The following is a 14,202-nucleotide window of genomic DNA, read 5'->3' on the forward strand; positions in this document are numbered from 1 at the left end:
ACTACGTGAGCACCGTCGGGCTGAACGAGGCCACGATAAAGAAGTACATAAAAGATCAGGAGGACGGCGGCGGGTTCGACCGGTAAGGTGCGAACGCAGCCCCTTTAGGGGCGGCCGGCAAGAGTGCGCTGGGCCATCGCGGCTTGCCGCCGCCGGCATTCGCGACCCTTACAGGGTCGCCCAATCAAGCCACCGGCTATGCCGGTGGTCATGACTTGAAGACGCTCAGAATAGAAGGCTATGTTCCGCGAATAGTTGACGCCATAGTAGAGGAAAACCTGAGAGTGTTTGGCGCAGTTGCCATCGAGGGGCCGAAATGGTGCGGCAAAACGTCGACGGCGAAGAACCACGCTGTTTCAGAAACAAGCATGGCAGACCCCGCACAAGACTTTCGTGCGCGCACGTTGGCGCAAATTGACCCGGCGCGCGCGTTGGAAGGGCCGCGCCCGCGCCTTATTGACGAGTGGCAAGATGTTCCAAAGCTGTGGGATGCAGTCCGATACGAATGCGACAGGACACACGAGAAAGGCCAGTTTGTTCTCACGGGTTCTTCCTCTCTCAAACGTAAGAAAAACAAGGATCAGGAAATGCCTCGTCACAGCGGTGCCGGTCGAATAGCACGCGTTTCCATGGGAACCATGACCCAAGGGGAACTCGGGCAATCATCCGGCGAGGTGTCTCTAAAGGCGCTCTTCGATGGCAACGGAGTCACAGCGATTTCAAATTTAACGCTGACTCGTATTGCGGAGCTCGTCGTAGCAGGAGGCTGGCCCGACGCGAGGGGCAAGACCGCCAAAGAAGGGGCTCTTATAGCAAGGGAGTACCTTAAAGCCGTCATTGAGGAGGACGTTAGCGAAGTTGATGGCGTGGAGCGTGACCGAAGCAAAGTTCGACGCCTTATAGCATCGCTTGCCCGCAATGAATCGACTTTGGCTAACAACAAGACCCTCCAAAGGGATGCAGCCGACCCAGCCGACTCAGAACTCGTCATAGCAAAACCCACCATGAACGAATACTTAGAGGCCCTTCGGCGGTTGTACTTCGTACAGGACATTCCCTCATGGGCGCCTGAACTGCGCCCTTCAATGAAAATCCGATCTTCAGCTAAAAGACATCTGGCCGATCCCTCGCTTGCTGCGGCAGCGCTGGGCGCATCGGTTTCCTCGTTGGAGGATGACCCAAAAACGCTTGGATTTCTGTTTGAGTCGCTGGTGGCCCACGATCTCATCTTCTACGCCCAAGCTATCGGGGCAAGCGTTCGGCATTACCACGATCAGTCTGATCTTGAAGCGGATTTGATAATCGAGAGAAGCGATGGCGCGTGGATTCCTGTGGAGGTAAAGCTGGGGGCCTCCCAGGAAGAAGCGGCAGCAAGAAATTTGCTGGCACTGAAAGCCAAGATGAAGCGGGCTGGCTACCGAGAACCGTCTGCCATGCTTGCTGTGGTGGGCGTAGGAGGCATTGCTCATCTCCGTGAAGACGGAGTTCAAGTGGCGACAGTTGATACCCTCGGAGTTTAGTGACGCGTAATACTCCGAGGTAGCTAACTCATGCTGTGGGATAGGTCATGTGCCACAGGAATAGCGACAGGGCGCTACTCGTATCTAACAACTACTTACCACTTGTTTGTGAACTCCTCGCACCATGTTCCGGCAGCGAATGAATCGTCGTCAAGGTTCTCTACGCACTTGCGAAGCTCCTTCTTCATGCCTTCGTATTTCGTTATGGCTGCACGTCAGCCAGTTAGGCAACGTATTCGGCTGCACACAGAGGAAGCTGGCAAAAAACTCACGAAATGAGCGATCGTGCGAAAAATACCTCGCTCGCTGCCACTTTTTCCATGAAATGCATAGTGTGGTGGAGCCAGTAAAGCTCGCCGAATCTTCAGGAAAAACAGCAGTCGCCGTTGACCAGGGAAAACGTAAAGGCATTTTCGAGAAGTGAAAGGTGACTCTCGTTTCTCGCTTATTTCCGTTCGTATTTTCCGCTTCAAGTCGCGCATTTCGTGAAAAATCTTCCCGAAGACACGGTTAACTTTGCACAATCGCGCATTTCGTGAGTTTTTTGCCAGCTTAACGGGCTGACAGAATGGGAAAAACAACCATGCGCCGTTTGTTGCCTATACGGTTTGTTGCCTATATGCTCGACGTCGTAACTTCTTGTTATGAGGAACTTGACCTGAGATTCGAAGCCATTGATACGCAGGGCAAGCAACGGAGAATCACACTCAGCGTTTCCTTGAGGACACGTCACAGGCACGGCCGCTTGCAGTAAGATGATATCCTCGTCGTTAGGGGGATTATATGGATGCAGCGTTGTTCAGGTCTGCGCTTGTGAAGTTCGTTGCGGGCCTTCTGGCCGTCGGTCTTTTACTGTTCCTGCCTGCGGGGACGCTGTCCTGGTGGCGCGGGTGGTTGCTCGTGGGGGTTCTTTTCGTGCCCATGTTCGCGGCAGGCCTCGTCATGATGGCGAAGGCGCCGGACTTGCTTAGAATCCGCCTGAACGCACGCGAGGAACAGGTCGAGCAGCGCACAGTGGTCGCTCTCTCCTGCCTCATGTTTATTGCCGCCTTCGTCGTCGCCGGGCTCGGCTGTCGCTTCGACTGGCCGATGCTACCTGAGTGGGCGTCGTGGGCGGGCGCGGTGGTGTTCCTTGCGGCATACGCGCTCTATGCGGAGGTCATGCGCGAGAACGCCTACCTTTCGCGCACGATAGAGGTGAGGCAAGGTCAGCATGTGGTGGACACCGGCCTGTACGGCATAGTGCGGCATCCCATGTACAGCGCGACGATGCTGCTGTTCCTTTCGATGCCTGTCGTGCTTGGCTCCCCGTTCTCATTCGTGATTATGCTCGCGTACGTCCCCATAATCGCCAAGAGGATACGCAACGAAGAGAAGGTGCTTGCCGACGAGCTCGAAGGCTATCCAGAATACCTGCGTCGTGTGAGGTGGCGGCTCGTCCCGCACGTCTGGTAGCGGACAAGGCCGCAGCTCAGAAGCCAAGGCCCCCAAGCTCGTTCAAGTTGTCGATTGTGACGGTCACAGCGCTTTTCGTTGCCCATCGATAAGGATGTGACCAATTGCGAAGCCGTCGTCTTCGACTACAGCGCCATCCTCGACGAGACCCGCACTGCAAAAGACATTATGAATGACATCCGTACCATACAAGCAAACATCAACTCCCTCAACGAGCAGATCGCTGATATCCTGAATTCTATCGAAAAGAAAGGCCAGTAAGCATGCCCATCCAACCTGAACAGCAGCGCAGCGAGCTGCACAAGACCATCTGGTCCATTGCCGACGATCTGCGCGGCAGCGTTGACGGGTGGGACTTCAAGCAGTACATCTTAGGCACGCTTTTCTACCGCTTCATCAGCGAAAACTTGTGTACCTACCTTGCCGAGCAAGAGGGCGACCCGTCGTTTGACTATGCCACGCTGCCCGATGATCAGGCAGAGTATGGCCGCGAAGAAACCGTGAAGGAAAAAGGCTTCTTCATTCTGCCAAGCGAACTGTTTTCCCGCGTGTTGGAAACTGTGGACAAGAACGGCATGGCTGCGGAAGAGGGAGGCGACGATCTCAACGAAATTCTGGTGCGCGTGTTCGCCAACATCGAGGGCAGCGCCGTGGGCACCGATTCCGAAGACGCGCTCAAGGGGTTGTTCGCCGACTTCGACCCCAACAGCCCTAAGCTTGGCAACACCGTCATCGAGCGAAACAAGAAGCTGGTCACGCTCATCACCAAAATCGGCAGCCTTAACTTCGGCGGCACCTTCCAAGACAACAGCATTGATGCCTTTGGCGACGCCTACGAATTCCTCATGACTATGTATGCGTCCAACGCGGGCAAGTCTGGTGGCGAGTTTTTCACGCCGCAGGAAGTTGGCGAGCTGCTTGCCCGCATCGCTATCGGCAACCGCAGCAGTGTGAACAAAGTGTACGACCCGTGCTGCGGTTCGGGTGGCCTGCTGCTCAAGTTCGCCAAAATCTTGGGCGCGAACAACGTGCGCAGTGGCTTCTTCGGCCAGGAGATTAACCTGACTACCTACAACCTTGCGCGCATCAACATGTTCCTACATGACATCAACTTCGACCGGTTTAGCCTGGAGCGCGAAGACACGCTTAAAGCTCCCGCCCACTGGGATGACGAGCCTTTCGACGCCATCGTCTCGAATCCGCCGTACTCCATCAAATGGGAAGGGAAAAACAACCCGCTTAACATCAACGACCCACGGTTTAGTCCGGCGGGCGTGCTTGCGCCGCCCAGTAAGGCCGACCTCGCCTTCACCATGCACATGTTAAGCTGGCTTTCCACCGAGGGCACGGCGGCAATTGTCGAGTTCCCGGGCGTGCTCTATCGCGGTGGCGCGGAGGGAAAAATCCGCGACTACCTGGTGCGCAACAATTTCGTAGATGCCGTTATCCAGCTGCCCGCCGATCTTTTCTTCGGCACCACTATTGCCACCTGCGTGCTGGTGCTGAAGCGCTCAAAAGCCACAAGCGACATCCTTTTTGTGGATGCAAGCAACGAGTTTAAACGTGCCGACGCCAAGAACAAGCTGTCGCAAGCCAATATCGACCGCATTGCCGAGGCGGTCGTCAAGCGCACCGAAGGGGAACACTTTTCCGTGCTCGTATCGAACGACGACGTGCTGGCAAATGAAGCAAACTTGTCCGTGAGCAGTTATGTTGAAAAGCCCGATGACCGTGAGGAAATAGACATCGTGGCGCTTAATGCCGAGATAGCTCGCATCGTCGCTCGCGAGCAGGAATTGCGAACGCAAATTGATGCCATCGTGGCCGATTTGGAAGGCGAGGTGTAATGGTGGCGAAGAGAAAAAAAGCGGACATTATCCGCTCCAGTGCTGCGGAGTATCTTACGTTTGTTGCTTCCACGGGTGACTCTGAAACAAGTATTGAAATGCGCTATGAGAACGAGAATATATGGCTCACACAGAAGCTCATGGCTCAGCTCTACGATGTCAACGTTCGAACAGTTAATGAGCACCTGAAAACGCTGTATCTTGACGGCGAATTGGAAGAGCAGGCAACTATCCGGAAATTCCGGATAGTTCAATTCGAGGGAACACGGCAGGTATCACGCGAGGTAAACCACTACAACCTGCAGGCAATCATTGCAGTAGGTTTTAAGATAAACAACGAACGAGCCGTGCAGTTTCGTAAGTGGGCTAACCACATAGTTAAGGACTACACCATTCAAGGTTGGGTGATGGATGAGGATCGCCTGAAAAACAGTGGGAGTGTCCTCACGCAAGAGTTCTTCGATCGCCAGGTTGATAAGGTTCGTGAAATACGGGCTTCTGAAAGGCGTTTCTATCAGAAGATCACCGACATCTATGCGACTGCGCTTGATTATGACCCCTCAGCGAAGGCGACGCGTCGTTTCTTTGCGGCAGTTCAGAACAAGATGCATTACAGCGTTCATGGAAATACGGCAGCTGAAGTTATCTACGATCGCGCTGATGCCACAAAAGAGCACATGGGGCTTACAAATTGGGAGGGTGCGCCCCATGGGAAGATTCATAAGTACGACGTAACCATCGCAAAGAACTACCTAACGGGTGAAGAACTTGCCAAGCTCGAAAGAATCGTTGAATCGTACCTGGACTATGCAGAGGTGCAAGCCATGCGCCATATCCCCATGACGATGGAGGATTGGGAGATGAGGCTCAATAGATTCCTAACAATATGGGATCGCGAAGTGCTTCAAGATAATGGAAGGATATCTGCCGAGTTAGCAAAACTGCATGCGGAAACCGAGTTTGAGAAGTTTCGTATTGTACAAGATAGGCTCTATCAGAGCGATTTCGATCGGTTCTTGCTTGAAGTGAGTGCTACCGAACAACTGCCCGAACAAGAAACAGATGCCGAGCGTGGGGGCGATGATGAGTAGAATCGAAGAGCTGATTGAGCGACTCTGCCCCGACGGGGTGGAGTACAAGGCGCTGGGTGAGATCATGACGATTGAAAGAGGCGCTTCCCCGCGTCCAATTAGGAATTACGTAACAGAGTCCCCAGACGGTATTCCTTGGATCAAGATCGGTGATGTTAACCCCGACGGTAAGTACATCACTGAGACAAAAGAAAAAATTACTAAGGAGGGCAAAGAGAGATCAAGGTATCTTCAATCCGGGGATTTTGTTTTATCGAATTCCATGAGTTTTGGACGTCCGTACATCTTAAAAATCGATGGCTGTATTCATGACGGCTGGCTCTCGTTGCGTGAATTTGAAAAAACATATTCGCCTCAATTTCTTTATCACTTGCTCCGGTCATCTGTTGTACAGCGATATTGGCTCAGCAAGGTGAATACAAGTTCAGTTTCAAACCTGAACTCAGAAATAGTTAAGCAAACTCCTGCACCTGTTCCTCCTATGGAAGTGCAGGAAGAGATTGTGCGTGTGTTAGACTCCTTCGCGGAGCTTGAGGCGGAGCTTGAGGCGGAGCTTGAGGCGGAGCTTGAGGCGCGCAAGGCGCAGTATGCCTACTATCGTCGCCTTCTTCTGGAAAAGCATGCTGCGTCCGCTACTTGGCTTTCGTTATCAGATGTTTCGAAAAGCATCTGTTCAGGCGGAACTCCTAATAAGTCCCATCCTGAGTATTATGAAAACGGTAACATACCCTGGCTGCGTACACAGGAAGTTGTTTTCTCCGATATTTACGACGTTTCTGGTCGAATTACTCAAGCCGGCTTGGATGGTTCCTCGGCAAGATGGATTCCTGCGAACTGTATCATTGTTGCAATTTCAGGTGCATCAGCCGGTAGGTGTGGGATAAATAAGATTCCGTTGGCGACAAATCAGCACTGCCTCAATCTAGAAATCGACGATTCAATCGCGCTGTATCGTTATGTCTTCCATTGCATCAGCAATCAGTACGACGAGCTAATTGCCAAAAAGGAAGGTGCCCGAGGTGACCTTAATGCAAGCCGCATCAAAAGTCTCACAATACCAGTGCCATCACTTGCAGCCCAGGCAAAGATCGTCTCTATTCTTGATAGCTTTGATGCGCTCGTAGGAGATATGACCCAAGGCATCCCTGCTGAAATCGAGGCGCGGCGCAAACAGTACGCCTACTATCGGGACAAGTTGCTTTCATTCAAGGAGAAAGTCGCATGAACGAGGACATGACGTCGCGTGTTGCAAGTGGGTACGACGGCGCTCAACGCCATAACAGTGTTAAGTACGGCAGCATCGTTGATTACGCGGTCATCAACATGCCCGAAGACGCGCCCGCGGAAACACCCGTTGACTCGCTGGTTGACGACTTGCCCGCAACCATGGACTTCGAGGTTATGGCGTTTGGCGGGCAAGCTACCGTGTGTTCTGCGGCACCCAAGCAGGGGCGGCGCTCCACAGCCTATCAGAGCGAGACGGAACTGGAGCGCGCATTCATCGCGCAATTGCAGCGTCAGGCGTACGAGTACGTTATCTTCGCGTCGGAAGACCAGCTCATTGCCAACTTACGCCGCCAGCTGGAGCTTCTGAATAACCTCACCTTCACCGATAAGGAGTGGCAGCGCTTCTTCAAGGGCTGCATCGCCAGCGAGAACGAGGGCATCGCCGAAAAGACGCGCCGCATTCAGCGCGACCACGTGCAGGTGCTCCACCGCGATGACGGCACGGTGAAAAACATCCAGCTTATCGACAAGCGCAACGTGCACAACAACCGCCTACAGGTGATGAATCAGTATGCGCAGAGTGGCACCTACGACAACCGCTACGACGTCACGATACTCGTGAACGGTCTGCCGCTTGTGCACGTGGAGCTCAAACGGCGCGGCGTCGATATTAAGGAGGCGTTCAACCAGATAGAGCGCTACCAGCGCGACAGCTTTTGTAGTGGCTGCGGGCTGTATGAGTACGTGCAAATTTTCGTCATAAGCAACGGCACCCACACCAAGTACTACTCGAATACCACGCGCTGGAGTCACATCGAAGAATCGCGTGGCAAGAAAAGGAGCGGCAAAAAAACATCCCACAGTTTCGAGTTCACCAGCTGGTGGGCCGATGCCGACAACGTGCCCATTTACGACCTAGTTCCCTTCACTGCATCGTTTTTCGCCAAGCATTCCATTCTGAACATTCTCACGCGTTACTGCGTGTTCGACGTGGATGAGAGGTTGCTTGTCATGCGGCCTTACCAGATTGTGGCAACCGAGCGCATTCTAAATCGCATTCTCATTAGCGAAAACGACAAGAGCATGCTGGGTACGCTGCGGGCTGGCGGCTATGTGTGGCACACCACCGGGAGTGGCAAAACGCTCACCAGCTTCAAAACGGCACAGCTGGCAAGTGGCATGGCCGGTGTGGATAAGGTCATGTTTGTGGTGGATCGCAAAGACCTGGACTACCAGACCATGCGCGAGTACGACCGCTTCGAGAAGGGCGCGGTGGACGGAAGCGAGTCAACGGCGGTGCTGGCTCGCCAACTCGCCGACCCTAACTGTCTCATTCTGGTTACCACCATCCAGAAGCTTTCCGTCTTCATTAAGAAGAACAAGAAGCATGCAGTCTACCAAAGTCATGTGGTTATTATCTTCGATGAGTGCCATCGCTCCCAGTTCGGCGAGATGCACCAAGCCATCACCAAGTACTTCAAAACGTACCATCTATTCGGCTTCACCGGCACACCAATCTTCGCGGAAAATGCCAGTTCATCGGGCAACCCGCACCTTCGCACCACCGAGCAGGCGTTTGGCGACAAGCTGCACACCTACACCATCGTTGACGCCATTCGCGATGGCAACGTGCTGCCGTTTCGTATCGACTACATTCAAACCATCAAGAAGCGCGAGGACTACCCCGACCAGAAAGTCTACGACATCTACCGCGAGGGCGCGTATAAGGCCAAGGAGCGCGTGGATTCAATTGTGAGCTATGTGCTCGACCACTTCGCGCAGAAGACGCGGCGCAGCTCAAGTTACCTTTTGAAAGACCAGCGCGTCATGGGCTTTAACTCCATCTTCGCCACGGCGTCCATCGACATGGCGAAGGTGTACTACAGCGCTTTTGCGCGCATTCAGGAAGAACGCGGCGGCGAACGCCTGAAAATAGCGCTCATCTATAGCTTCGGCGTGAACGAGGGCGACGATGGCAGCGGCCTTCTCGACGAGAGTTTCGACGTGGCCAGCCTTAACACGCCCGACCGCGATTTTCTGGAAGCCGCCATTGCCGACTACAACGCCATGTTCTCCACCAACTTCGACACGTCGGGCGACGGTTTCCAGAACTACTACAAGGACTTGTCCGACCGCATGAAAAACCGCGAGCTCGATATGGTTATTGTGGTCAACATGTTCCTCACCGGCTTCGACGCCACCACGCTTAATACCTTATGGGTTGACAAAGACTTGCATGACCACGGCCTCATTCAGGCATTCAGCCGCACCAATCGCATTCTGAACAGCGTGAAAACCTACGGCAACATCGTGTGCTTCCGCAACTTGGAAGACCGCGTGAACCACGCCATCAGCCTGTTTGGCGACAAAGATGCAGGCGGTATTGTGCTGCTGAAGCCCTACGCTGAATACATGGCGGAATATCGCGACCGGCTCGCGCAGCTTTACGACCGCTTCCTGCTGGGGCAGGTGATCTTAGGCGAAGAGGACGAGAAGGCGTTCATTCGCTTGTTCGGTACCATATTACGATTGCGCAACGTGCTTACGGCATTCGACGAGTTTGCCAATGACGACCCGTTTCCGGCGCGCGACGAGCAGGATTATCGAAGCGTGTACACCGATCTCTACCGGAAATGGCGCAAGGACAAGGAAGAGGCCACCATTATCAATGATGACCTGGTTTTTGAGATAGAGTTGTTGAAGCAGGTGGACATCAACATCGACTACATCCTCATGCTCGTGCAGAAGTATCACGACAGCCACTGCACCGATAAGCTGATCATCGCCGATGTGGAGCGTGCCATCCGCTCCAGCTACGAGCTGCGCAACAAGCGCGACCTTATCGAGCGCTTCATCGAGAGCCTAGAATCAAGCGAGGATGTTACGGCCGACTGGAAGGCATACATTGCCAATCAGAAGGAGAAGGAGCTTGCCGCCATTATTGCCGATGAGGCGCTCGACGATGCGGCTACCCGCGAGTTCGTTGCTCGCTCGTTTGTGGAAGGCGAGGTTGCTGAAACCGGCACCGAAATCACCAAGCTCATGACCAAAAAGCCGAGCCGCTTCGCCCCGGCCAACGCCTACGCCGACATGAAGGCGCGTGTTATCGAGAAGCTAAAAGCCTTCTTCGAGCGATTCAACAACATGAGCGCCGAATAAGTGTGGCATGTAACAATGGGGTCAGGTCATTCTGCCCTATTACCACACGATCCTATGTGCTACGCTGAGGTCTCAAGGGCAGCGGCAAGTGACGCGTAGTCGCGGTCGGGGTGCTTGGCTTGCGCGATGTCGACGAGTGCGAACGTGAGCGCGCGGTAGAGACGGGCGGTTGCGGGGTCGTGCGCATCGAGCGCGCGCAGGTGCCCCTCGACAGTGGCCACATCGTTGCGTTCGACGGGACCCGTGAGGGCACCCACTGCGCCGTGCGTGCAGAATGCGTCGATGTTTCCCCAGATGAGAGGTTCAAGTGCTTCGCGTGCGTCTTGCTCGTCGAAGCTGCAGGAGGCCATGAGGCGTTCGGCGGCGGCAAGCGGGGCGAGCACAAGGTTGCTCGCCAGCACGGCTGCGGCGTGGTAGCGCACCTTGTCGCTCTTGTCGATGGTGTGCAGGGGGTTGGGCAGATTCGCTAGCAGCTCGCGCAGCGCGTCGACGGCCTCCGCGTCGCCCTCGAGGGTGATGTGCGCACCTTCGAGCACGCCGAGGTCCATGAGAGGGTCGCTCACCGCGATGAGCGGGTGGGCGCTCGCGGCATAGGCGCCGCAGGATGCCGCATCGTCGATGGCGTGTGCAGGCATGCAGCCGCTGCAGTGGCAGATGACCTTGCCCTCGAGCGTGCCCGTCTCGGCGCAGGCGTCGCGCAGGGCATGCCAGGCAGGCGCGATGACTGAGTCGGGGACGGTGAGAAAGACGATGTCGCTTGACGTGGCCAAGGTGGCAACGTCGGGGAATGCAGCGGTCGCGGTATGCTGTGCCGCACGTTGTGCTGCGGGAGCGTGCACGTCATAATAGCCGGTCATAGGGATGCCGTGCGCGACGAAGTATCGTCCGAGAGCGCCTCCTACCTTACCGGCTCCAATAAAGCCAACGTTCATATGAGTCCTTTCACGTGGGTACGGTTCCTCCCTCCACGGCGGATATCGTCCCCATCCGCATTCTAGCGTGCGATCCCGTGTGTCACAAGATCGCGCGGACACGCAAGCAGGTGTCTTTGGGGAGTTGGACCGTTTTAACTTAGCGAGTTGGACGATTTTTGTTTTGGGAGTTGGCCTTTTTGTATTGGTAAGGTTGCTCAGGGTGTAATACTGATCCGGATCATTGGGGTTGCGGCCATGCCATTCTAACTTCCCCATGTCCTTTAGCTTCAGCAAGGTTGTGACAGCGGTCCTTCGCCCTACATTTGCTGCATCGTCAATACGCTAATCAATTACCGCTAACGGATCTCTAGTTGTGCCCTATCTTCTCGAAGGTGATTGGCGCTAGGTAGAGCGGCTTTAGCTCGAGCGTTTCTTTGCGCGATGCGTCCTTTTGCGAGAAGAGGATGCGCCTTGAAGTAACCTTGGAGTATTTCTTGGCGAACTCGTTGATAGACGTGTGGTTGTTTACGTTGGACGACTTCACTTCCACGGCGGCGATCTTCGCCCCGTCTGCGAGCAGAAAGTCAACCTCGTAGGAATGGCTTCCTCCCTCGGGGATCCAAGTATGGTAGAACAAGCTTCTGCCCACACTGGCAAGCATCTGCGCAGCGGCGTTCTCGTACAGGTATCCTAGATTTGCAGGGAGGCTGTTGCTCAAGAGTTTTGCGTAGATGGCCTCATTCGCCTTGTCCTCGCTGTTGAACATCATGGTGACGAACAGCCAAATGCAGTTTTCGCAATGCTAATAATATGCAATATGTCATATTTCGCAATGTTTTGTCTGAAAAGCGCAGCTCGTCGTGAAAGGTATGCCGCGTGCACGTTCAGCTCCGTGCCGCTCTGGTTGCCCGCTTGCCCGCCTACGTAGCGCCCGCGCTTGTCCTATGCCACACAAGCAGTCCCTAATCCGTGAGCTTCTTCAAAGTGGCCGCAGCCGTTCTTCTCCCCGCATCCGCCGCATCAACAAGCGCGGCGGTGGTGACCTTGCCGTTGGTTCGAGCGATCTCCAGCGCCATTGCCTCGCGCTCTTGCATACGCTTCAGACCCGCACCGTAGAACTCGATTGCCTTTAATCTGGTCGTTCCGCTACTCCGAAACTACTCCGAAATCTACTCCGAAACTACTCCGAAACTACTCCGAAATACCCGCTTCGGAGTAGCTACGCGAGCGTGTAATGCTGCAATGGGTCTCGCTTGCTCTTGCCGTGCCATTCGAGCTCGCCCTTTTCTGCCAGCCCCTTGAGTACGTTCCCTGCGGTCCTCTCGCTCTTTTCCAGCGCCTCGGCAAGCTCGCGTGTAGTGACCCTCCCGTTTGACCTAGCGAGCCCGATCGCGACGACCTCGTTCTCGCTCAGCTGCCGCTCACTGCTGCCGACAGTCTCGGCCAAGGGGAGCGTGAGCGTAGTTCGGTCGGGACCGTACTCCACCTCGTAGATCGGCTCTGGGTAACCCCCGTCCTTCCAGCCGTTAACGATGGTTCCCATGCCGCTGCCCGCGCGCTCACCGATGTTCACAAACGAGAAGATCTTGAGCATCGTCTCGTTGCGCGGGTCCGACTTGCCAGGTTTCATAGCCTCTTCCACGGGCATGCGGAAGTCGCCCGGGTTCTCGATGGTGATGGAATCGTCGTGCCACACGCACACGATGCCGCGCCGCTCGTAATAGTTCGCGTTCGTCAGGCAGTTGGCGATTGCCTCGCGAAGGGCTTTGTGGGCGGGTGTGTCGTCTACACGGCGCATGTTCTCGTCCAAACTGAACGGCACCTTCAGCGCCGCCTTCAGCTTGTTGTATACCTTGCCGTAAAAGTCGTATATGTTGCCAGACCAATCGCCTGGCTGGCTCGTGAACCTGTCAGCCCACCGCTCCACAGCACCCGCCTCCTGCCGATAGTCCAGGAAGTAGTGCGGGAATTCTTTGGTGATCCACCGGTCCTTGCCGAACATGAGCAATCCGGCTCCGGTCGGGTGAAGCTCGCCGTCCTCGCCGGTATCTATCGCGCCTACAGCCTGTAGAAACTCCTTATCATCGTAGCTGTTCCATTCGCTTTCGCTGCGCGTTAGCTTGAATTCGTTGCGGTAGCGCCTGATGGTGTCGAAGTCGAGGTCTTTCATGCGGGCCTTGTCGATGACCTTGCCATCCTGGCTCGACGTGTCGGAATCGCGCAGCATCGACAGCACTTCTTCCCGCGTGCAGTGGTGATCACCGGTGTGGGTCCTTCGGAATGTTCCGCCGAAAATGTCGTCGTTGATGTAGACGGGGCGGATGTGTCGATCTGCCCAGGGCACGCGGATGGCCACGATCTCTTTGCCGTCAACGATTTCCCTTGTAACGTGAGAATCCTGCATGAACCGAGCCGACACTTTGTCTTCAGATAGGGCTGCGTTCCAGAAGTCGTCGATCACCTTGTCCGGTTTCTTGATGCCGACGACGTCGAAGGTTCCGTCTTCTTTTTCCTCTGCGCCCAGCACGATGACGCCGCCCGATGTGTTAGCGAAGGCCGAAAGCGTCTCCCATATGCTTCGCGGCAAGGCACCGTTCCCGTCTCGCCCCTGTGCCGCCTTCATCTCTAAGCGGTTGCCTTCTTTGAACTGTCCAAATTCGTTAAGGTTCAATCCGCACTCCCATCATCACGCAGTTGTCTTGCCAATTTTACCGCACGCGTTCAAGATCTGATCGCACCGATGAACTCTCAAAAGCGGACAAACCATCTTGTCGACAATTCCGAACGCGCCCCCGTCTTTAGGATTTGACACCAGAATTCTTTAGGATTTTCGACATACGCTTATCTGTAAAAACCAGCCACTGAGCTGGTCTTTTTGTATATTCTGTGGAGGATTGACAAAATACTTCAAAAGGGTTTTCTATATGGTGCTATGGAGTTGCAATAGAAGCATTGCGGCTATGAAGAAAGGGTGAGCGATGGCGTATTT

At 54.8% G+C, this 14,202-nt stretch carries 10 protein-coding genes; 7 read left to right on the forward strand and 3 right to left on the reverse strand.

The window, feature by feature from the left end:
- Nucleotides 1-215 precede the first annotated feature (215 nt).
- From G7Y44_RS09770 to G7Y44_RS09800, 7 genes are all read left to right on the forward strand, one after another.
- On the forward strand, nucleotides 216-1,520 hold the full coding sequence (locus G7Y44_RS09770; RefSeq protein ID WP_165249513.1) for an ATP-binding protein: 1,305 nt from the start codon (nucleotides 216-218) through the stop codon (nucleotides 1,518-1,520).
- 783 nt (nucleotides 1,521-2,303) lie between these two features.
- Entirely contained in the window at nucleotides 2,304-2,975 is a 672-nt protein-coding gene (locus G7Y44_RS09775; RefSeq protein ID WP_165249515.1) for a methyltransferase family protein, read from the forward strand.
- Nucleotides 2,976-3,071: 96 nt separating this feature from the next.
- Nucleotides 3,072-3,236 carry a hypothetical protein gene (locus G7Y44_RS09780; protein ID WP_165249517.1) on the forward strand — a complete coding sequence of 55 codons (165 nt, stop codon included), beginning with the start codon at nucleotides 3,072-3,074 and terminating at the stop codon, nucleotides 3,234-3,236.
- Between the two features lie 2 nt (nucleotides 3,237-3,238).
- Entirely contained in the window at nucleotides 3,239-4,822 is a 1,584-nt protein-coding gene (locus G7Y44_RS09785; RefSeq protein WP_165249519.1) for a type I restriction-modification system subunit M, read from the forward strand.
- A complete protein-coding gene (locus G7Y44_RS09790; protein ID WP_165249521.1) occupies nucleotides 4,822-5,913 on the forward strand; it encodes a virulence RhuM family protein in 1,092 nt (363 codons plus the stop codon). The genes G7Y44_RS09785 and G7Y44_RS09790 overlap by 1 nt, the downstream gene beginning before the upstream one ends.
- On the forward strand, nucleotides 5,885-7,138 hold the full coding sequence (locus tag G7Y44_RS09795; RefSeq protein WP_165249523.1) for a restriction endonuclease subunit S: 1,254 nt from the start codon (nucleotides 5,885-5,887) through the stop codon (nucleotides 7,136-7,138). Before G7Y44_RS09790 ends, G7Y44_RS09795 begins: the two co-directional genes overlap by 29 nt.
- Nucleotides 7,135-10,299 carry a type I restriction endonuclease subunit R gene (locus tag G7Y44_RS09800; protein ID WP_206214465.1) on the forward strand — a complete coding sequence of 1,055 codons (3,165 nt, stop codon included), beginning with the start codon at nucleotides 7,135-7,137 and terminating at the stop codon, nucleotides 10,297-10,299. Before G7Y44_RS09795 ends, G7Y44_RS09800 begins: the two co-directional genes overlap by 4 nt.
- A 59-nt stretch (nucleotides 10,300-10,358) precedes the next feature.
- On the opposite strand, the gene G7Y44_RS09805 is transcribed toward G7Y44_RS09800, so the two are convergent.
- The 3 genes from G7Y44_RS09805 to G7Y44_RS09815 all read right to left on the reverse strand — a co-directional run bounded on the left by G7Y44_RS09805 (nucleotide 10,359) and on the right by G7Y44_RS09815 (nucleotide 13,884).
- Nucleotides 10,359-11,333 carry a Rossmann-like and DUF2520 domain-containing protein gene (locus G7Y44_RS09805; protein ID WP_165249525.1) on the reverse strand — a complete coding sequence of 325 codons (975 nt, stop codon included), beginning with the start codon at nucleotides 11,331-11,333 and terminating at the stop codon, nucleotides 10,359-10,361.
- A gap of 247 nt (nucleotides 11,334-11,580) precedes the next feature.
- Nucleotides 11,581-11,982: a DUF4143 domain-containing protein gene (locus tag G7Y44_RS09810; protein ID WP_165249527.1), complete on the reverse strand. Its 402-nt coding sequence runs from the start codon at nucleotides 11,980-11,982 to the stop codon at nucleotides 11,581-11,583.
- A gap of 450 nt (nucleotides 11,983-12,432) precedes the next feature.
- On the reverse strand, nucleotides 12,433-13,884 hold the full coding sequence (locus G7Y44_RS09815; RefSeq protein WP_165249529.1) for an ATP-binding protein: 1,452 nt from the start codon (nucleotides 13,882-13,884) through the stop codon (nucleotides 12,433-12,435).
- Between the last annotated feature and the right edge of the window lie 318 nt (nucleotides 13,885-14,202).

It is taken from the genome of Adlercreutzia sp. ZJ141, from assembly GCF_011038965.1.
GTDB lineage: Bacteria > Actinomycetota > Coriobacteriia > Coriobacteriales > Eggerthellaceae > ZJ141.